At 38.3% G+C, this 21,125-nt stretch carries 20 protein-coding genes; 13 read left to right on the top strand and 7 right to left on the bottom strand.

Annotated features, from left to right (window positions below; all coding sequences use genetic code 11):
- Nucleotides 1-296 precede the first annotated feature (296 nt).
- Nucleotides 297-1,067 (top strand): uridine phosphorylase, encoded by a 771-nt coding sequence (gene udp, locus AKG98_RS08415; protein ID WP_067044152.1) that lies wholly within the window; start codon nt 297-299, stop codon nt 1,065-1,067.
- Nucleotides 1,068-1,126: 59 nt separating this feature from the next.
- On the opposite strand, the gene AKG98_RS08410 is transcribed toward udp, so the two are convergent.
- Nucleotides 1,127-1,792, bottom strand: coding sequence for a glutathione S-transferase (locus tag AKG98_RS08410; protein ID WP_067044149.1), 666 nt, complete (start codon nt 1,790-1,792; stop codon nt 1,127-1,129).
- 187 nt (nt 1,793-1,979) lie between these two features.
- Between AKG98_RS08410 and AKG98_RS08405 the strand changes: the two genes are divergently transcribed.
- The 5 genes from AKG98_RS08405 (at nt 1,980) to can (ending at nt 7,594) form a co-directional block, all read left to right on the top strand.
- Nucleotides 1,980-2,486, top strand: a complete 507-nt coding sequence (locus AKG98_RS08405; RefSeq protein ID WP_067044145.1) for a type II secretion system protein — start codon at nt 1,980-1,982, stop codon at nt 2,484-2,486.
- A gap of 298 nt (nt 2,487-2,784) precedes the next feature.
- A complete protein-coding gene (gene zwf / locus AKG98_RS08400; protein WP_067044143.1) occupies nt 2,785-4,266 on the top strand; it encodes a glucose-6-phosphate dehydrogenase in 1,482 nt (493 codons plus the stop codon).
- Nucleotides 4,267-4,288: 22 nt separating this feature from the next.
- Complete coding sequence (gene pgl / locus AKG98_RS08395; protein WP_067044140.1) at nt 4,289-5,008, top strand: 6-phosphogluconolactonase; 720 nt, start codon at nt 4,289-4,291, stop codon at nt 5,006-5,008.
- 562 nt (nt 5,009-5,570) lie between these two features.
- On the top strand, nt 5,571-6,764 hold the full coding sequence (nhaA, locus tag AKG98_RS08390) for a Na+/H+ antiporter NhaA (protein WP_067044137.1): 1,194 nt from the start codon (nt 5,571-5,573) through the stop codon (nt 6,762-6,764).
- A gap of 206 nt (nt 6,765-6,970) precedes the next feature.
- On the top strand, nt 6,971-7,594 hold the full coding sequence (gene can / locus AKG98_RS08385; RefSeq protein WP_067044134.1) for a carbonate dehydratase: 624 nt from the start codon (nt 6,971-6,973) through the stop codon (nt 7,592-7,594).
- 173 nt (nt 7,595-7,767) lie between these two features.
- Here the strand turns inward: can and AKG98_RS08380 are convergent, their stop codons facing one another.
- Both AKG98_RS08380 and AKG98_RS08375 read right to left on the bottom strand, forming a co-directional pair.
- Nucleotides 7,768-7,977 carry a cold-shock protein gene (locus AKG98_RS08380; RefSeq protein ID WP_006030497.1) on the bottom strand — a complete coding sequence of 70 codons (210 nt, stop codon included), beginning with the start codon at nt 7,975-7,977 and terminating at the stop codon, nt 7,768-7,770.
- A 681-nt stretch (nt 7,978-8,658) separates the two neighbouring features.
- Nucleotides 8,659-8,925 carry an acyl-CoA-binding protein gene (locus tag AKG98_RS08375; RefSeq protein WP_067044131.1) on the bottom strand — a complete coding sequence of 89 codons (267 nt, stop codon included), beginning with the start codon at nt 8,923-8,925 and terminating at the stop codon, nt 8,659-8,661.
- A 455-nt stretch (nt 8,926-9,380) separates the two neighbouring features.
- Here AKG98_RS08375 and AKG98_RS08370 point away from each other — a divergent pair, with 455 nt between their 5' ends.
- Nucleotides 9,381-10,196 carry a hypothetical protein gene (locus AKG98_RS08370; RefSeq protein ID WP_067044128.1) on the top strand — a complete coding sequence of 272 codons (816 nt, stop codon included), beginning with the start codon at nt 9,381-9,383 and terminating at the stop codon, nt 10,194-10,196.
- Nucleotides 10,197-10,242: 46 nt separating this feature from the next.
- Here the strand turns inward: AKG98_RS08370 and moeB are convergent, their stop codons facing one another.
- Together moeB and moeA are read right to left on the bottom strand one after the other, a co-directional pair.
- A complete protein-coding gene (moeB, locus tag AKG98_RS08365) occupies nt 10,243-11,040 on the bottom strand; it encodes a molybdopterin-synthase adenylyltransferase MoeB (protein WP_067044126.1) in 798 nt (265 codons plus the stop codon).
- Complete coding sequence (gene moeA, locus AKG98_RS08360; protein WP_067044123.1) at nt 11,040-12,272, bottom strand: molybdopterin molybdotransferase MoeA; 1,233 nt, start codon at nt 12,270-12,272, stop codon at nt 11,040-11,042. Before moeA ends, moeB begins: the two co-directional genes overlap by 1 nt.
- A 189-nt stretch (nt 12,273-12,461) precedes the next feature.
- Here moeA and folE point away from each other — a divergent pair, with 189 nt between their 5' ends.
- Together folE and AKG98_RS08350 are read left to right on the top strand one after the other, a co-directional pair.
- A complete protein-coding gene (folE, locus tag AKG98_RS08355; protein ID WP_228140268.1) occupies nt 12,462-13,109 on the top strand; it encodes a GTP cyclohydrolase I FolE in 648 nt (215 codons plus the stop codon).
- Nucleotides 13,110-13,325: 216 nt separating this feature from the next.
- Nucleotides 13,326-13,898 (top strand): GTP cyclohydrolase, encoded by a 573-nt coding sequence (locus AKG98_RS08350; protein WP_067044118.1) that lies wholly within the window; start codon nt 13,326-13,328, stop codon nt 13,896-13,898.
- Nucleotides 13,899-14,009: 111 nt separating this feature from the next.
- On the opposite strand, the gene AKG98_RS08345 is transcribed toward AKG98_RS08350, so the two are convergent.
- Nucleotides 14,010-15,953 (bottom strand): exoribonuclease II, encoded by a 1,944-nt coding sequence (locus AKG98_RS08345; protein ID WP_067044115.1) that lies wholly within the window; start codon nt 15,951-15,953, stop codon nt 14,010-14,012.
- 183 nt (nt 15,954-16,136) lie between these two features.
- Nucleotides 16,137-16,616: a glutathione peroxidase gene (locus tag AKG98_RS08340; RefSeq protein WP_067044112.1), complete on the bottom strand. Its 480-nt coding sequence runs from the start codon at nt 16,614-16,616 to the stop codon at nt 16,137-16,139.
- Nucleotides 16,617-16,891: 275 nt separating this feature from the next.
- Between AKG98_RS08340 and htpG the strand changes: the two genes are divergently transcribed.
- From htpG to AKG98_RS08320, 4 genes are all read left to right on the top strand, one after another.
- A complete protein-coding gene (gene htpG, locus AKG98_RS08335) occupies nt 16,892-18,802 on the top strand; it encodes a molecular chaperone HtpG (RefSeq protein ID WP_067044109.1) in 1,911 nt (636 codons plus the stop codon).
- A 167-nt stretch (nt 18,803-18,969) separates the two neighbouring features.
- Nucleotides 18,970-19,614: an adenylate kinase gene (gene adk, locus AKG98_RS08330; RefSeq protein ID WP_067044106.1), complete on the top strand. Its 645-nt coding sequence runs from the start codon at nt 18,970-18,972 to the stop codon at nt 19,612-19,614.
- Nucleotides 19,615-19,775: 161 nt separating this feature from the next.
- Nucleotides 19,776-20,756, top strand: a complete 981-nt coding sequence (hemH, locus tag AKG98_RS08325; protein WP_067044103.1) for a ferrochelatase — start codon at nt 19,776-19,778, stop codon at nt 20,754-20,756.
- A gap of 7 nt (nt 20,757-20,763) precedes the next feature.
- Nucleotides 20,764-21,105, top strand: a complete 342-nt coding sequence (locus AKG98_RS08320; RefSeq protein WP_067044100.1) for a hypothetical protein — start codon at nt 20,764-20,766, stop codon at nt 21,103-21,105.
- Nucleotides 21,106-21,125 lie beyond the last annotated feature (20 nt).

Below are 21,125 nucleotides of genomic sequence, written 5' to 3'. Positions count from 1 at the left end.
GGTAAGGAATACCATGAAATAGAAAATAACAACTATGTTATAACAAGCTTAGGAGCATGGGGCAAGTTTGGTCATAGTGATTCTGGTTTTTTGTTGCTTTCACTTGAAGCTAACCAGTGTGTTGTTTATAAATCGAGCACCCATTAAGCATAACTATTATATGTATTAAACATGTGACAATTATCACTTTATGGGTGCTCTCGCTGCATTATGATTACGTCTTATTTTTACCGTTATTTTAATATCGTTATATCATTTTTATTATAATGGTTTTCTCCGGTTTTAAGGAATATGTTATGACTACTGCAAATGTTTTTCACCTTGGTATCAACAAATTAGATTTAAAAGGTGCTGAATTGGCAATCATTCCAGGTGATCCAGCTCGTGTCGAAAAGATCGCACTGCAAATGGAAAACCCACAATTTTTAGCAAGTCATCGTGAATACACTGTTTATTTAGCAGAGCTAGAAGGTAAGAAAGTTGTCGTATGTTCGACTGGTATTGGCGGTCCTTCTACATCGATCGCCGTTGAAGAGCTTGCTCAGTTAGGCGTTACTACATTCTTACGAGTGGGTACTACTGGCGCAATTCAAGAACACATTAATGTTGGTGATATGATTGTGACGACTGCATCAGTACGCCTTGATGGTGCAAGTTCACACTTTGCGCCAATGGAATATCCTGCTGTTGCTGACTTTGCTGTTGCAACAGAAATGAAAGCTGCTGTTGATGCAGAAGGCATTAAAGTGCACATGGGCGTAACCGCATCAAGTGATACTTTCTATCCAGGCCAAGAACGCTATGACACATTCTCGGGTCGTGTTACTCGTCGTTTCCAAGGTTCAATGCAAGAGTGGCAAGAAATGGGTGTTCTGAACTTTGAAATGGAATCGGCAACGCTTTTTACTATGTGTGCAAGTCAAGGTTTAAGAGCAGGTTGTGTTGCTGGTGTTATCATTAACCGTACTCAAAAAGAGATCCCGGATCAGGCTGCGATGAAAGCGGTAGAAACATCATCAATTAAAGTTGTAGTTGATGCTGCACGCCGTATGCTAGCTGTATCATAGTCGCATTGATTATAATTTTAGAGCCAGACTACTTAGGTAGCTCTGGCTTTTTTGTAGGTCTAACTTGCTGATGCAAAATACACGGCTTTATCGCCAGCTGACCATTGTGGATATTTGTACATAATATCAGTAAACAGAGGTGAGCTTGTGTGTCGTGTTAACCATGTGCGTAATTTAGGGTAGGGGGACTGTGAAAACCAATCTTTGTCCACACTTGCGAATTGGCGGATGAAAGGAAAAATGGCAATGTCAGCCAGGCTAATTTCTTCGTCAATAAGGTTACTGTGCAATGTTAGCAGGAGCTCTAATTGATTCAGGAAATGGCAGCCTTGTTCGCGATACACTGCTTCAGTATATTCTGGATGGCGATCCGCGTATTTATATTTGTCTAAAATTGCTTTAAATTCGTTATCGTTTTCATCGATCAGTGAGGTGATCTGCTTTTGTAATTGGGGCAGATTCTTACGAAGCCAATTATTACTGTCGTTTTGTGATAGCGCCCACTGCATAATATCGCGACTTTCATCAATAATCTGTTTGTCGTTGGTGACAAGAACAGGCACTGTTCCTTTTGGAGAATAAGCTAACAAGCTTGTTGGTTTATCTTTTAAAACCACTTCTCTTAGCTCTACTTCAACTTGGCTATAACGAATAGCTAGTCGTGCTCTCATTGCATATGGGCAACGTCGGAATGAATAGAAAACAGCAGGGCGGTTAGCGCTCATGAATAGGTTCCAGCATCAAATGTTTAAGGTCAATAACGTAAGATATCTCGATTTAGTTATAGTATCAAATACTCATGTAACATATATTAAAATGATGGATTAATTAGTTTGATTTATACACCCTTATCATTTTCATGTATGTTAATATTGCCCTGTTAACTGATATTAATTAAGGTTTTACATAAAAATGAAAGATAAAATGGGCTTTTCATTGATTGAATTAACGTTTGTGATTGTAATTCTTTCTATCCTCGCTATGTTCGCCATACCTGAATATACAAAGACACACCGAGAAGCTAAGATTGCAGTGCTTAATGATATGCGTGGCAAGTTGAATAATGCGGTCGATAATTTAAAAACAGCCTCAAATATTGATTCGCGAAAACAAACGCTTCCAAATGGACTAACCTTTGTTCAATACGATACCCATAAAAGCTATCAGGTGTCAGGTCAATTACTCTATCCAACAGAAATATGCCATATTTTAGGTTTAACGACACGCCCCCTTGTCGAAGGCATTGAAGTGGACTCTATCGATGCCAGTTATACCTGTAAAAATGAAAATAAAAGTTATTCTTGGGTCAAGATGAATAAACTTGAATCGACAGATTGCACGTTATCTTATAGGGCGAGGTATAACGAAGACATTATCACATCTGTAGACATTAAACTTGTCGGAGAATGCCAAGAATAGTGAACCCTTGTTTGTAACGTAGGTAAATCGCACTATGTTTAACATTTAACGCTGCGTCCTGACTTTCTAAACTTTCGTTTTTTCGTTTCATTCGAAAGTGATTTAGGGTTTTATTTGAGATAGACTTTTACTTGAATACTCATTATTAGGTATTTATATAATATATTGCTGAAACCATTTTAGTTTTTCGTCATTTTGAGTGATAATGCCGCGCCCTAGTCTGTTATCTACGCGCAATGCAAACTAGCTAGAGCGATATATTCTAATCTTTTCGATAAAATCTTTAGGAAATAAAACCATGGTAAAACCTGAGAATAACAGTATCGTCATTTTTGGTGCTTCGGGTGATTTAACAAAACGAAAGTTACTTCCCGCGCTTTATCACCTTTATGTCAATGAACTGTTACCTGAAGATTTTTCTATTTTGGGTGCGAGTAAAACAGCATTCACGGATGATTCATTTCGTGAAAAAGTAACTAATGATTTAATCAAAAGTGAAGGCGTCTCTCAGCAGCAAGCTGAAGATTTCTGTCAACATTTGTATTATATATCGATGGATATGACAGATGCTAATAGCTATATAGCCTTTAAAGAACGCTTAGAAACATTATCTGAGACGCATAATACGGTTGGTAATGCTATTTATTACATGGCTACGCCACCAAGCCTATACGCATCAATTTCATCTAATTTAGCTCAACATAAATTGAATAAAGACCGTAACGGTTGGAAACGATTAATCGTTGAGAAGCCGTTTGGTTATGATCTTAAGTCAGCAAACGAGTTAGATGAACATCTACATACTTGTTTCCGTGAACGTCAGGTTTACCGTATTGATCATTATCTAGGTAAAGAAACAGTACAGAATCTATTAGTATTCCGCTTTTCAAATGGTTTATTTGAACCACTGTGGAACCGTAGTTTTATTGATTATGTGGAAATTACTGCAGCAGAGAGTTTAGGTGTTGAAGAGCGAGGTGGCTATTATGATCATTCTGGCGCGGTTCGAGACATGCTGCAAAACCACTTGTTGCAAGTGTTAGCACTTGTTGCGATGGAACCTCCTGCGGTCATTAACGCCGATGCAATGCGTAACGAAGTAGTTAAAGTGATCCAAAGCTTACGTCCCCTTGAAGAACAAGACTTACGTGATAACCTCGTATTAGGGCAGTACACAAAGAGTGTTGTAAATGGCGAAGAATTGCCAGGTTACCGTAGTGAAAATGACGTTGATGAAGATTCTCGCACACCTACGTATGTAGGCATGAAGATGATGATTGATAACTGGCGTTGGAACGGTGTGCCTTTCTATGTACGTACCGGTAAACGTATGCCAGAACGTCTAACTGAAATTGTTGTTCACTTTAAGAAAACCCCACATCCAGTGTTTGGTCAAAATGCCCCAGAGAATAAGTTGATCTTACGTATTCAACCAAATGAATCGATTCAAATGGATTTCGGTTTGAAAAAACCGGGTGCAGGTTTTACTGCGCAACAGGTATCGATGAGCTTTAATTATAACAGCCTGGAAGAAAATAATTTATTAACGGCTTATGAGCGTTTGCTACTGGATTGTATGAAAGGCGATGCGACTTTATTTGCTCGTTCCGATGCAGTTAAAGCATGCTGGGAATACGTGCAACCAATCTTAGACTACAAAAAAGAAGTGAAATCTTTATTTGGTTATAAGTGTGGTACTTGGGGTCCGAACCGAGCAGATGAAATGTTAGAGAAAGATGGCCGTGAGTGGCGCTTTTCTAGCGAAGAAGTGATTAATTAATTTAAACTTTAGAAGTGGAACTATGATGGATTATCGTACTTTTGAAACACCTCAACAAGTTGTTGAGTCATTAGCTAATTCGCTCGTCGAATACAGTAAACAAAATAAGCCTGTGCATATCTCGTTATCAGGCGGCAGTACACCAAAACTTCTATTCAAAGTACTAGCAAAGGCTCCTTTTGCTACAAGTATTGAATGGGGTAACTTGCACTTCTGGTGGGGTGACGAACGTTGCGTAGCACCTGATGATGCTGAAAGTAACTTTGGTGAAGCTCAAACGTTATTATTTTCTCAAGTTGCATTACCTACAGAGAATATTCACCGTATTTTAGGTGAAGATGCACCAGAGCAAGAAGTTGTTCGTTTTGCACAAGAAATGAAAGCATGTATTCCAGCGAATAATGGACTGCCTTGTTTTGATTGGATCTTGCTTGGCATGGGGGGTGATGGACATACTGCATCATTATTCCCAGGCCAAACTGATTATAATGATCAAAATATTGCAATTATTGCGCAGCACCCAGAATCAGGACAGTATCGTATCTCTAAAACGGCACGTCTGTTAGCAAATGCAAAGCGTATTAGCTATTTAGTGATGGGTGAAGGTAAAGCACAAGTGATCAAGCAAATTCATGATAATGATGATGCCGCACTTGTATACCCTGCGGCACAAGTAAAAGCCAGCCAGGGTAAAACTGAATGGTTTTTAGATGCAGATGCCGCTAGGTTAATTAACGGTTAATCCTTATAAGTAATTTCGATAGCTCACTGAGCTTAAAGTAAAAGACCTGTTAGTTTATACTAACAGGTCTTTTTTTGTTCGTTTGTTTGTTTTTCATACTTACCTTAAATATATAATACTTCATTAAATTATCCTAAAAGGCTTTTAAAGCACCATTTAAAATTCAGCTGATATTAGTTTGAGTTGCACTTAGATCGTTTCTTATAAAGCTAATTAAGTGGCTTGTGGGAAGGGTTTTGTTTCCATTCTGTGTTGTTTTTTATTTTTGATAGGTTTTATAACTGTTTTAGCGCTGTTTATTAGCCATTTATGGCTATTTTTTAGAACTGTGTTTGATATTTATATGTGTGATTTCTTATTATTATGTGTCATATTACTTGCCATATTATGTCGATAAGACGGAGGCGGTAGCAGTAGTAAAGCGTCTTAATAGCATTAAATATAATTATGCTTTAATTTATATAAATTGATAATACTGACATATCGTCATTCTATATTGGTGTAATGGACTAGTTGTATTGAGCGACCATTTATAGATGAATATGTAGGTATAAGGAAAAGTATGAACAACACACAAGATTCATTTTTATCTAGTTTCTTTAAACTAGAATCAGCGGGTGGCATTATCTTAATGTTCTCAGCTGTATTAGCTATGGTTTTAGCTAATAGCCCTGCACAAGATTTATATGCATTATTTCTGGAAATTCCAGTAGAGATCAAGCTTGGCGGTTTAGAGATCGCGAAACCATTATTACTTTGGATTAATGATGGTTTAATGGCTGTGTTCTTCTTTTTAGTTGGACTTGAGCTAAAAAGAGAATTAGTAGAAGGGGAGTTATCTGATCCTCGTAATATTATTCTACCGGGCGTGGGTGCTATCGGTGGTATGTTATTCCCAGCGCTTATTTATGTTTACTTTAATATGGATGATCCTGCTGCGTTAAGTGGTTGGGCTATCCCTGCTGCAACAGATATTGCATTTGCGTTAGGTATCCTGAGTCTATTAGGTTCTCGAGTGCCTGTTAGCTTGAAAATATTCTTAACATCGCTCGCTATTTTTGATGATATTGGTGCAATTTTAATTATTGCCTTCTTCTATACATCGAGCCTGTCTATTCCTGCACTTATTATTTCGGCATTATGTATTCCTGTGTTGGCCTATTTCAATAAACGCAACGTTGATTCGAAAGCATTGTATATCATCGTTGGTATTGTGATGTGGGTGGCAATGTTGAAATCTGGTATTCACGCAACATTGGCGGGTGTTATTCTTGCACTGTTTATTCCGATGCAGTCAAAAGATAAATCGCATTCACCACTGAAGACGATGGAGCATGGACTACACTTTATTGTTGCATTCGTTATCTTACCTGTCTTTGCATTTGCGAATGCCGGTATTAATTTATCGGGTGTTGGTCTAGATCAAATCTTACACCCAGTGCCTATGGGTATTGCGTTAGGTTTATTTATTGGTAAGCAAGTTGGTATCTTTGGTTTATGTTGGTTAGCGATTAAATGTAAGATTGCAAAAATGCCAAAAGGTATGGATTGGTGTTCTTTATATAGTACTGCCATTCTATGTGGTGTTGGTTTCACCATGAGTTTATTTATTGGCTCATTAGCCTTTGAAGATACAGGTACAAACCCATTATTTGATGAGCGCCTTGGTATTATCTTAGGTTCATTACTGTCTGGTATTGTTGGTTTCTTCATGTTGAGATCATGTCTATCCAAGCAAGGGGACGTCGCTAAATAACGTAGCGTTCACCTTGTAATTTAATAAAAAAGCACCCTTGATTGGGTGCTTTTCTATAGCTGGCTTGTACAGTGTTTTTTTTAATTTTTACACTCATAAGTCCAGTGGCTTATATTCGAAGATTACTTATTTATCAGTTGAATATATTGATTAAACAAGCTAATTTAAGGATTCAAAATGTAGTTATTTAATCAGAGAGCGTAGTCTTGAGTACTATTAAATCGATATTTGAACGTAATCGCGCATGGTCAGAACAGATTAATGAACAGTTCCCTGACTTTTTTGAACAACTTTCTAAGCAGCAATCACCTGACTATCTCTGGATCGGCTGCTCCGATAGTCGCGTACCAGCAAACCAGATCATGGCCCTGCCTCCGGGGGAAGTTTTCGTGCATCGTAACATTGCTAATATTGTTGTGCACACCGACTTAAATTGTTTATCAGTGATCCAGTACGCGGTTGAGGTGCTTAAAGTTAAGCATATTATTGTCTGTGGCCATTATGGTTGTGGTGGCGTTAAGGCAGCTATGGGTGATGAGCAGCATGGTTTAATTGATAATTGGCTGCGTCACATAAAAGATGTAGAACGCTTTCACATGGATGATTTAAAAAACGTTAGTGAAGAAGATAAAATTGATCGCATGTGTGAATTAAACGTTGTAGAGCAGGTTAGAAATGTCTGTAATACCACCATTGTGAAGCGAGCTTGGCGCAAGGGTGAAGAATTAACGATTCATGGTTGGATTTTTAATATTAGTAATGGTGTATTGAAAAGCTTAACTGAGAGTATTAGTTCGAGAGAGAAGCAACTGGAAGTAATTACTAAGTAGTCCAAATATTTAAGCGCGTAGTCATACCTATAAAAAAAGCCAATGAGATACCTCATTGGCTTTTTTAGTATCTAAACCTCATTCCACATTACATGTCATAAATTTTAGACAATAAAAAAGGTGAACTAAGTTCACCTTTTTTGATAACTGTTTAACCGATTAATAGTAAACTATTAAAGAGGTTTAACGTTCTCAGCTTGAGGACCTTTTTGGCCTTGGCCTACAGTGAACTCAACTTTTTGACCGTCAGTAAGTACTTTAAAGCCATCAACTAAGATAGAGCTGAAATGTACGAATACATCTGGGCCATTTTCTTGCTCGATGAAACCGAAACCTTTAGCTTCGTTGAAGAATTTTACTTTACCGATTACTGTATTAGACATATTAAAAACCCTGTATATATATACGTTATTAAAAAAATTGTTAAAAAACCAGGGTGTAACTTATATAAACAATACAAAACACAATAATCAATACGAGTATTAACTAAAGCTTATTCTACCGATATAAACTAGCCTAATTTCTTAAGACGAATTATACATGGTTAAAGGCTCATAGCAATACACCCGCTCGTTATTTTTATGAAATTGTTGTTTTCATTAACAAAATCATTATTCTCAAGGCCTATTTGATGCCTTTTTAGGCGTTGTAACGCTTATTTCGTGCAATATACGTTCATATTACACCCAGTTTATATTTCGATCTGGTTTTGCAGTAAATTTAGAACTGTAGTTATTGGTTATTGCTAACGTAGCTGTGTTTAAAACCACATAATGTAATTCATAAGCTTTTGATATAAAAGATCTATGATTGATATTGGTTATAGGTGTAGTTGGATTGATTTTTAGCAGAAAGTAGACATTTATAAGATAAATTTAAGGCGTGATGATGAGTAAGTGTGCTAGTAGACAGTGGTTTTTTAGCCAAAAGAAAGTAGTGAAGCGCTTCATTAATAAATAATAGGTCAGATATTTGAAGTCTATTTCTTAATGAATAGATGAGCTACTCTAAAAACTGTCAGTAAATAAGCTTATTTACTGACAAAATGTTATTTTCTTTATCAATTAAGCTGCGTATTCTTCTTCTACGCGAGCAATGTATTTTTCCATTGCTTGCTCTGTCGATAAACCGCGTAACTTATCCCATGCAGTCCATTTCGCGAAAGCAACCATATCAAAAATAGATGGTTTCTTTGTTGCGACATCACCTTCCGTTGCTTGCTTAAATAATGAGTAAAATTCTAACTTTAATTCTTGAGAAGGTTTTTTCTTTGCTGTGCCATTTTGAACTTGGTCTACTGTTGCTTCGAATTTAACGCGTAGGTCTGTCATTGTATATTCCTTTATTTATCTAATTATGAATCAATAAGTACTTAAATATCATTACAATCAATAAAAGTGTAATGCACCTACTAATGAGTAGTTAAGTCGCGAATCGAATATTACATTTATTTTTGTATTAATACACTCTTTAATTTCAATTTTAGGTATGAAATTAAATGATGAAAAATCCTTATGTTTCAAACTGGTAACGAGTAAATAAGTATGAACTTTCTAAATTAGATAATCATTATACTGTCAAAATGATAAGCCGAAGAATCTTCTAAATATTGATATAGCGTATGAATGCTAATATTTTAGGTTAAAAAACAGTAATTAAACTTGATATATATGGAATAATATATATCATTACCCATTTGTAGTTACGACTTTTTGGGTGTTAGGGATATATTTATCTTTAATGCTAGAAATGGAGTAGCGCTAAACTCATTTATTGTAAATAAGATATGATCGGACAACAATCGAAGAGCAAGATAACATTATTCGAGGCTGTATTGCACAACCTCACAACCTTACAACGCTGCTTGATGTTCACTTTCGCGTTTTTAGTGATGAGTGCCATTGTGTTTGCCGAAAAAACGAACATAGCATCGTTTTTTTTCGCTAGCTTGCCGATGGGACTTGGTTTAACAAGTAACTTTATTACACCTTTAGTTACTTTAGGTTTATTGGCGCTATCCAGTGCGGCTTATTTTGGTATCGTCTATGCGACTAAGATGTCAACACCGCCGCGGCAAGATACCAATCGTTCAGGTTTTTTATCTGAATTACAGCTTACTCTGGTATTCGGGGCTTGCTTTGGTTTATTGACCGCTATTTTATGTAGTTTGATCTTTGTGATTGCTGAACCGCATTTACCGCAGGCATTCCTTAAATACCATCAAATATTTGGTTCGTTAGATATTGCTTTAATTCTAGTTACAGCAACAGTCTTAAGTACCTTATATTTAGGCTTGCTTATGTTACCGCTATCTCTTTTGCTATCTCGGTTATCAGAGAGGGAAGGGAACGTGACGCCAATCAAACTCACGACTCGAATTATTCTTACGTCATCACTTATAGCCTCGTTATTCGTGGCACTGTTAATTGCCATCATCACATCTACGTTCTCAATAAACCTGATTGTGTTTAGTGTGATTATATCTGTGATTACAGCCACGGCGTTAGGTTTGCTATATTGGTTTGTAGGACTGGAGGCGAGTATCATTGGCAACGTGGTATATTGCTTATTAGTGTCTTATCTGGCAAATATATTTTTATAATCTAGCGCAATTAACTGTCGGTTGATAACCGCGTTAGATTATAAGGTTATGCTGTTCTTGAAGCGTGACAAACCGTACAGGTAGGCAGTTTTGGTAGTTTCATCTGTTGAAATGAAAGTGTGAGACCATCGACAATTAAGACTTTTCCGGTCATTGGCTGACCAAAATTAGCAATAACCTTAATTGCTTCCATTGCTTGCATCGCACCAATAATACCCACCATCGGCGCCATAATACCGGATTCCACACAGCTTAATGTCCCGTTACCGAATAATTGGCTTAGGCATTGGTAGCAAGGCTCATCATCGGCATAAGTAAATACACTGATTTGACCTTCCATGCGGATCGCTGCACCTGATACTAATGGCGTGCGTAAAGCAAAACAAGCACGGTTTATCTGCTCTCGTGTATCGACGTTATCAGTACAATCGAGCACGATATCATGTTGTTTGATTAAGTCCGTTAACTCATCTTCAGACAGCCTTTTAGTGATGGCCTGCACTTTACAGTGTGGATTTATCTGCTCCAGCTCATATTTAGCTGAAAGTGATTTTAATTCACCAATACGACTATCACGGTGTAACAATTGGCGTTGTAAATTCGATAATTCAATATGGTCAAAATCGACCAATGTCATCTTACCCATACCCGCTGAGGCTAAGTATTGGCTACTCGCACAGCCAAGACCGCCAGCACCAATAATTAATACATTGGCTTGTTTTAAGGCTTCTTGTCCGTCAAAGTCAAAGTGACGTAGGACAATTTGACGGTTATAGCGTAACTCTTCTTCCGAAGATAAGATGTCTTCGGAAGGTAAGTCGCCATTAGTAAAGGGGGTTTTCATTAATTTAAGATCTCGTTAAATGGTTCGATAGTCACTGTTTCACCGATTTCAACATTACCGCGGTCCTGCTCTAAGATAGCATAACAATTAGAGTGGCTCATGCTACTAAATACGCCTGAACCTTGACTGCCTGTGGATACAACTTCAAGTTGTCCGTCTGCATTGACACTATAAATGGCGCGTTGGAAGTCCATACGACCAGGTGCCTTTTTCAATTTTGTTGCCGCAATAGCATTGAAACGTGGTGTTGGAGTGTAAACTTGGTTGGTCATTTTAGCTAATGCAGGTACAACAAGTTGATGAAAAGTCACTGTTGCTGATACCGGGTTACCTGGCAAACCAAAGAATTTACTGTTTGGCAGCGTACCGAACGCAAAAGGCTTTCCGGGCTTAATCGCTAATTTCCAAAAGCCAATCTCCCCCAGTTCTTCAAGTAATATTTTTGTGTAGTCAGCTTCACCAACTGATACGCCTCCTGATGTGATCACTGCGTCTGCAGCTGCATCGGCTTTGATGAACGTTTCACGAAGTAGGGCTTCATCATCAGGAACAATACCAAAATCAATGATATCTAAATTTAAACGCGACAGCATTGCTGTGATGCTGTACCTATTACTGTCGTAAATCTCACCGTTAGCTAAAGGTTGGCCCAAGCTTTTAAGTTCATCACCTGTTGAGAAAATTGCAACTTTTAAACGACGATAAACGGTTACTGTATCAATTCCAATGCTTGCTAGCATTGGGATATCACGTGGCGTGAGACGGCGACCTTTGGTTAACACTGCTTGACCGACTGCAATATCTTCTGCGGTATTACGAATATTGTCATGCATTGGCGGTAAAGCTTCAAAAGTCACCAAATCACCATCGACTTGTGTTCGTTCTTGCATGATGACGGCTTCACAACCTGTCGGCACTGGTGCGCCAGTCATGATGCGAATACAAGTACCAAGTGGCCATACATCATTGAATGGTTGACCTGCAAAGGCTTTTCCAGCAAGTGGTAGTGTCATTGATTGTGTCAGATCTGAGATTCGAACAGCATAACCATCCATTGCTGAATTATCAAAAGGTGGGACATTAATTGGAGAGACGATATCTTCAGCGAGAATATAATCGAGCGAATCAGCTAAGTTTAATGTGAGTGTTTCTTTCACTGCATCGATATTGGCTAACATCTCTTGCATCGCTAAATCCAGCGGCTTTAGCCCTTGTACGTCACAACATCCCATTGCATACCCTTAGTTGGTTATTTTTTAATATATCGGTAATTATGACAAACTCAGCTGGTTGACGATAGGATCTATAACAATAAAAAGCTTAATTAACGCTATTTCAGCTAATTTGTTTATCTTACTTAATTGTTAGATGTTATTATGCGCCATTATTTTAAAGTCGAACCGTTTGTGGAGTAATCAATGATCTGCCTAAGTAAAGAAGCTTTATTAGTCCGTTCAGTCTTGGAAGAGCGCGGGTTAGAAACACCTATGATCGAAACTGGGCTAACGAGCGCAGAAAAAAAAGAAAGCATTGAATCGCATTTTACCGAGATTCTAAAATTATTAGAACTAGATCTAAGCGATGATAGTTTGACTGAAACGCCACACCGTATTGCAAAAATGTACGTGAATGAAATATTCTCAGGCTTAGATTATGCATCATTTCCTAAAATCACTTTAATTGATAATAAAATGCAAGTCGATGAAATGGTTAAGGTGAGTAATATTACGTTAACGAGTACGTGTGAACATCACTTTATTACTATCGATGGTAAAGCCACTATTGCGTACATTCCTCGCAGTAAAATAATTGGCTTATCAAAGATTAACCGTATCGTGCAGTTTTTCTCACGCCGTCCACAAGTGCAAGAACGTTTAACTCAACAAATCTTAGTTGCGTTGCAAACCTTGCTTGATTCGCAAGATGTTGCTGTTAGCATTACTGCTACACACTATTGTGTGAAAGCACGTGGTGTGATGGATGCAACGAGTGAAACAACAACGACATCACTGGGTGGTATCTTTAAATCTCGTCCTGAAACAAGAGCTGAGTTCTTACATTGTCGATAGTGATTGATGGTTAATCGCTTATTAAGTTGACCCGGACTACAATTCTCGAGTGCTTCCACTCTGTAGTTTGGGTTTATTCATCATTTTTACCGCATCATCTAACGACCACATTGCCACATTTCGTCATTATTCATCTTTCTTCATCACTTTAATGAAATTTAATCGCCACACTTGCTTGGTTTAATAGCCTCATTGATGATTAATGAGTTGCTTTAAATGAATCCGATATTAAAACTAAATCCACAATGGAAATTACACGACGGTCACCAACAATTTGCGCCGCTGTTATTACTGTGTTGTTTCTTCGTTTGCCTTACTGCAATAACAAGTTTAATCCTGATCAATTCAAATAGCGTTAACGCTAAAAATATGGCGTTATTATCCATTTATGATGATAACTCAACACAGGGCATGGTGAATATAGATGGTATTTATGCCGATGCGATCAACATCGATAGCCGAGCTATGGTGGATGTCACGTTGGTGAAGGATCAGGTAAAGTACGAACAGCTTAAATTTGAAGAAAAGTTAGCAGATTTAGAGTTTGTGTTACAGCAGTATCAAATGATGGAGTTACAAGCCTTTAACTTTGTGATGGATATGCCGAAACGTGAGCAAGTCACGATGGTAATGCTGACGCATTTAAAAAACATGCTGGCGGAGTTTACGGCGTTAAATCCGGATATTAGTGCGAACTGGCAGATAGATCCAAATAACAAGCTTAAATTAATTGTGCAATTGCACACAGAGCGACAGCGACATTGGGGTAGGGCAGGGTTTATTATTTAACGAGGGCAAGCGATCTTGCCCTCGTTAACTGCGTTGTATAAAAACAAGGCTATAACAACGAATACGTTACTACTATTTGCGATTACTATTTGTTATTAATAACTGCGGCGATTAACTCGCTATTTTTTCAACTGGTTTAGCAACAATGTTACGTTTTTCTTTGTTGATTTCAGCAATGTTTACGTAAATCACGTCACCTAGGCTGTATTCAACTTGATCTTTAATGCTGATTTGGCCAGTTTCAACTAAGCATTTAACTTCTTTCTTATTATCATGTAATAAGCTAGCAGGGATAAATGCAACCGCACCATTCTCAAGTAAACGCACACGTAAACCACCACGGTTAACATCCATAATACTTGCTTCGAATGCTTGTTGGCTTTCTACTGCAGGTGTTAGGTAGTCAACGTATAACCACGATGAGATATCACGTTCAGCCATTCTGTGTTGACGACGACGTTCTGACATTAAGATAACTTCATCTTCAGTCGCTGACGGCGCAGAACCATTGGTCAATGTTGCTTTGATTAGACGGTGGTTAATGATGTCACCATATTTACGAATAGGTGATGTCCACGTTGCATAACCGTCTAAGCCCATCGCGAAGTGGCGTTCTGCACTTGCACTGATTATGCTATAGCTTTGCATTCGACGTAAACGACTGTCTAACGCTGGATTGGCTTTTTCAGCGAGTGTACGTTGTAATTCAACATAACCTGGTAGTGATTGGATGTGCTCTTTAGTACATTCAATACCATGCTCAGTTAATAACTCGACAACCAGATCAATTTTCTCTGGGTCGAAACCAGCATGGGTATTAAATACACCAATATCACCATTTTGACGGAATAAACGTGCTGCTGTAATGTTCGCTGCAACCATTGTTTCTTCAATCATTTGATTGGCAATACGACGGTGTTCTACATGAATAGCCAGTACATTACCGGTGTCATCTAGTTCAAAGCTATAATCAGGTTGGTCTGGGAATACGATTGCATTCTTCTTGCGCCACTGCTGGCGATGACGTGAAAAAGTAGCCAGTGATTGTAGCTGTTCTGCCAGTTGTGCTTCAGGCTGCCAGTCAGTTGATACTTCTTCAATCCAATCTGATACTTGTGTGTAAGACAGTTTGTGCTGTGATGTGATCCATGCTGTGAAGAATTCAAATTCTTCAGCTAATGCACCGTCTTCTTGGATAGTATAAGTACAGCATAATGTTGGGCGTTTTTCGCCAGCAACGAGTGAACAAACACTATCACTGAGTTCACGTGGCATCATTGGGATATTACGGCCCGGTAAATACACAGTGAATGCACGTTCTGCTGCAATTTTGTTTAACTCTGAATCGGCAGGGATATATGACGTTGGGTCGGCGATCGCCACTGTTACTTTTAAATTACCTTCCGCTGTTTTTTCAACAAGTAGAGCATCATCCATATCTTGGGTTGATGCTGAATCGATAGTGAAAAAGGCTTTATCGGTTAGGTCTACACGTGTGGTGTCATCTTTGAATTCAACCGAATCAGGCATTGCCGGTACATCTTTAGCTAAGTCTTGACGTGCTAATGTTACCCACCATGGTGCATTTGGATCGGTTGCCGTCGCGACGAAGCTTGTTACTTCTGCAGCAAAGTTACCGTCTTTTAATGCATGAGATTTAAGTTGTGCAACGACCCAGTCACCTTCATTCACTTTCTGGCCACCCAAACCGACTAATTTCGCTTTGATTGGCATATTGATAACAGGGCTATCTGCAAGAATGGTGAGTTTATTTTTAGTAATACTGATACGCGCAATAAAACGCGTTAACTTAGCTTCAACTAAAGTATCTGGTTCTGCGGATGTTTTATCACCGTTAGTTTCGATATACGCTTTAATTCTATCGCCATGCATGATTTTTTTCATGTGAGGCGGGGCAATGAAATAGCTTTCGCCATCATCCGCTTCAAGGAAGCCAAAACCACGTTCAGTGCCTTTAACTGTACCTTCTACACTCGGCGTGTTTTGGCGCATATTTTGTTTTAATTGAGATAGTAGTGGATTGTCGCGAAACATGTAAAGCCTTCCTATAATGAATTGCGCATACTATACGACAGAGAAAGGCGAAGTTCCACCCCTTATGAGGGTTGTTTGTTGTAAACATAAACGATGTTAAATAGTTAGCTTTATCTAAAAAAACCGCCAACCATTTAACTAAGTTATTGTAACTATTAAATACTTTATTAAAAAAAAGAAAATCTACAGTAGTTTTTCAATGTCTTTAACCATGCCTTTTGGTGACAAGGTCGGTGGAAAGCGATCGACAACATCGCCATCGCGGTTTACTAAGAATTTAGTGAAATTCCATTTAATGCCTTTACTGCCTAATATGCCTTTTGCTTCTGTTTTAAGCCAATTATAAAGCGGGTCTGCATTATTACCGTTAACATCGATTTTACTGAACATATCGAACGTTACGCCAAAGTTAAGTTGGCAAAATGAGTTGATGTCCGCATCTGAGCCTTGCTCTTGTTGTTTAAATTGGTTGCAAGGGAAGCCTAATATAGCTAATCCTTTACTGCCATATGTTTGGTGTAACTCTTCTAATTCTGCATACTGATTAGTAAATCCACATTTACTTGCTGTATTTACAATCAACACTGCTTGGCCTTTATAATCACTGAGTTTTTTCTGTTCACCTGTGATTGTAGTTACTTCGAAATCATAAAGCTTAGTCATTTTAAGTACCTTAATAATAGAATGAGCACGAATGCTAATGTGTACCACTTAATTTAAGTTGTGCACAATATATTGGTAGTTAGCACACTAATGTGCAAGGACTTTCTTATATTTAATGTTATTTTGTAGTGTATTTTATAGTTGTTGCGTTAGCGGTCACAGATAAAAATTATAAACTGCCCTTGAAAACACTGATAACAAACCCATCTATCTATTAACGAATAAATTCAGATAGTTTTAATCTGAATCACCCCATTAGAACAAAGGAACAAGTAATGACTGATACAGTTAATACTGAAACTCACGGCTTTCAAGCTGAAGTTAAGCAGCTGCTTAAATTAATGATCCATTCTTTATATTCAAATAAAGAAATATTTTTACGTGAACTCGTCTCTAATGCGGCAGATGCAGCCGATAAACTTCGTTTTAAAGCATTATCAGACAACAGTTTATATGAAAATGATGGTGAATTACGTGTACGTGTATCGTTGGATAAAACAGCGCGTACAATTACTATTGCTGATAACGGTATCGGCATGTCACGTGAAGATGTTATCTCACACCTAGGTACGATTGCACGTTCAGGTACATCTGAATTTTTTGACAATCTATCTGGTGACCAAGCGAAAGATTCGCAATTAATCGGTCAGTTTGGTGTTGGTTTCTATTCTGGTTTCATCGTAGCAGATATGATGACTGTAAATACACGTGCAGCGGGCGCAGCAGCTGACCAAGCGGTACAGTGGGAATCTGAAGGTGAAGGCGACTACCGCCTTGCTGAGATCACCAAAGAAAGCCGTGGTACTGAAATCATCTTACATTTACGTGAAGGCGAAGATGATTTATTGGATGAATGGAAACTGCGTCAAATCGTAAACAAATACTCTGATCATATCAGTATCCCTGTTGAAATGTGGAAAGAAGGACAACCTGAGTCAGAAGGTCCTGACGGTGAAAAAACACCTGCAGTTCCAGGTGAGTGGGAATCGGTAACACGTGCAAGTGCATTGTGGACTTTATCGAAAAATGAACTGAAAGATGAAGAGTATCAAGAGTTCTACAAGCACATCGCACACGACTTTGAAGATCCACTAACATGGAGCCATAACCGTGTAGAAGGTAAGCAAGAATACACCAGCTTACTTTATATTCCTGCGCGCGCCCCATTTGACATGTGGAACCGTGAAAAAGAACACGGTCTAAAACTGTACGTACAACGTGTATTCATTATGGATGACGCAGAGCAGTTCATGCCTACTTACCTGCGCTTCGTGAAGGGTGTGTTAGATTCAAACGATTTACCACTAAACGTATCTCGTGAAATCTTACAAGATAATAAAGTAACAACATCATTACGTACTGCTTGTACTAAGCGTGTACTTACGATGCTTGATCGCATGGCTAAGAATGATGACGATAAATACCTGAAATTTTGGAATGAATTCGGTCAAGTACTGAAAGAAGGTCCAGCTGAAGACATGGCGAATAAAGAAAAAATTGCTTCTTTATTACGTTTCTCTTCAACATCTGTTGATGGTGCCGCACAAGAAGTTGGTTTCGATAAATACATCGAAAACATGCAAGAAGGCCAAGAAAAGATTTATTACATCACCGCAGATAACTACACAACAGCTGTGAAGAGTGCTTATCTTGAGATCTTCAAGAAAAAAGGCATTGAAGTATTATTATTAACAGATCGTATTGATGAATGGTTACTGTCTCATCTAACGGATTTTGATGGTAAACAACTTGTATCTGTCACTAAGGGCGATCTTGACCTTGGTGCATTAGATGATGAAGATGCTAAAAAAGCGAAAGAAGATGCAACGGAAGAATTTGCTAGCTTCATTGAGCGTGTTAAAACAACGCTAGGTGAAAAAGTAGCCGATGTTCGCTTAACTCATCGTCTAACTGAAACCCCGTCTTGTGTTGTAACAAATGAAGATGGCATGAGCAGCCAAATGATTAAGTTAATGGAATCTGCTGGCCAAGCTGTACCACCACAAAAGTACATTTTTGAACTAAATCCTGAACACGAAATGATCAAACGTGTTGCTGATGAAGCAGATGAAACCGTATTTACTGACAGAATTCAATTATTGTTAGAGCAAGCACAGCTTACCGAACGTGGTAGTTTAGATGATCCCGCTGCATTTATTGCGCGTATGAACCGTTTAATTGGTTAATTTCGGACTTAACTTCGTGGGTATTATTTTTATCGTATTACTCACAAAGTTGTATACAAAAAAGTAACAAAACTGAGCTGGACTTGAACACATCGGATTTCCCGTGTAGTCTAGCCGTTCTGAAATTTAAGCTATTTATACAAGCTAAGTCAATTTAAGGGCAATTTATGCGTATTATTTTATTAGGTGCACCAGGTGCAGGTAAGGGAACTCAAGCACAGTTCATCATGGAAAATTATGGTGTTCCGCAAATCTCTACTGGTGATATGCTACGAGCTGCCATTAAAGAAGGTTCTGAGTTAGGTCAAAAAGTTAAAGCTGTTATGGATAGTGGCCAACTAGTATCTGACGAACTAATTATTGAATTAGTTAAAGATCGCGTTAAGAAAGAAGATTGTGCAAAAGGTTTCCTACTAGACGGTTTCCCACGTACTATCCCACAAGCTGACGCGATGAAAGAAAACGGTATTGACGTTGATTTCGTACTTGAATTTGACGTACCTGATGAAGAAATCGTTAAACGTATGAGCGGTCGTCGTGTTCACGCTGCTTCAGGTCGTGTTTACCATACTGTTTACAATCCGCCTAAAGTGGAAGGTAAAGATAACGAAACTGGTGAAGAATTAACAATCCGTGTGGATGATGTTGAAGAAACTGTTCGTAAACGTTTAGGTATCTACCATGACCAAACTGCACCACTTATTGCTTACTATGGCAAAGAAGCGGAAGCAGGTAACAGCAAATACGTTACATTTGACGGCACACAAACTGTTGAAGCGGTAAGCAAGCAATTAGCTGAATTACTTGGCTAGTCTGGCTCTTAATTGAGAGAGTATTCTGTCGATTAATTTGTATACGGTTATGAAACCTCGAGCTTGCTCGGGGTTTTTTTATGGCTAAATTTGAGGGAGTTATTGAATCCGATACGTTTAATCGCTTAGAATAACGATACTCGTTAAACGACATAGTGATTATGTGTAATATGACTAAGCAAAGTGTATTATTGGTTAACCTTGGTACGCCTGAATCGGCAACACCAGCGGGCGTTAAAGCATTTTTAAAACCATTTCTTTCTGATCCTCGTGTTGTTAGCATTCCGCGATTATTTTGGTTACCACTATTAAATGGTGTTATTTTACCTTTGCGTTGTAAACGTGTCGCTAAAGCTTACCAGTCGATTTGGTTTGATGATGGTTCGCCATTATTACATTACAGTCTATTACAGCAAAAAGCCTTGTCTTCTTTATTTGAAAACGCGGGTCAAAATGTCAATGTTGAACTGGCCATGACCTATGGTGAACGCAGTATTAAAAATGCCATTGCTAAGTTACAGCAAGCGGGTTCTGAACATATTGTTGTGTTACCGTTATTCCCACAGTATTCCTCAACAACGACTGCGCCGGTATTTGATCAAGTTGCTCATTATCTGCAAACAAATATCGATGTACCAAGTGTGAGCTTAGTGAAGCATTATCATAATAACGCAGCCTTTATTGATGCACTCGCACTGAGTATTGAACGACATTGGGCAGAAAAGGGCAGAGCAGAGAAACTGTTATTGTCTTACCATGGTATCCCTAAGTTCCTTGTTGAAAAAGGCGATATTTATGCTGATCATTGTGTTGAAACGACCGCATTGCTTTGTGCGCGTTTAGGCTTAGCCGAAGATGAGGTTGTACATTGTTATCAATCTCGTTTTGGTAAAGCTGAATGGTTACAGCCGTATACCAATGAAACCTTAGTGAAACTGGCTGAAAGTGGTACTAAATCGTTAGATGTGATTGCACCTGCGTTTGCGGTCGATTGCTTAGAAACGTTAGAAGAAATGGCAATAGAGAATAAAAAATTGTTTGTGGGTGCAGGTGGTGAGGATTATCGTTTTATTGCGTGTTTAAACGACGACGAAGCGCATATTCGTGCATTGCATGCTGTTGCGAGCGATTACTTTCGTTAGTTTTATTATGTTCAAATTAAGACTACTCTTTATAACCGCTGTGTTTTTAATTGGTTGTACACCTGAGCATCCATCACCTACATCCAATATTTTTGAAAATAATATTCCAAAAATGGGAGTTCTATTAGAAGTATCTGAGGATGGGCAACTGATTAATATTCCCCAAATTGAATCGTCGTTAAACGATAATCAAAATAAAATTTTTAATTTGTCAATGCAGTGGATTGCGACTGAATCGGAAATTAAATTTATTGAGCTTAAAGGCAAATCGGCATACTTAATAATTCAGATTGCAAATTGCCTCAAGATCAATGAGAACAAAGGCGTTGATTGCATAAAATCAACGTGAGTAATATAAAGTGAAGGTTC

Source organism: Moritella sp. JT01 (genome assembly GCF_001574435.1).
In the GTDB taxonomy this organism is placed as follows: Bacteria; Pseudomonadota; Gammaproteobacteria; order Enterobacterales; family Moritellaceae; genus Moritella.
Note: the sequence above shows the minus strand (reverse complement) of the source record. Positions and strands in the feature narration are given on the sequence as shown.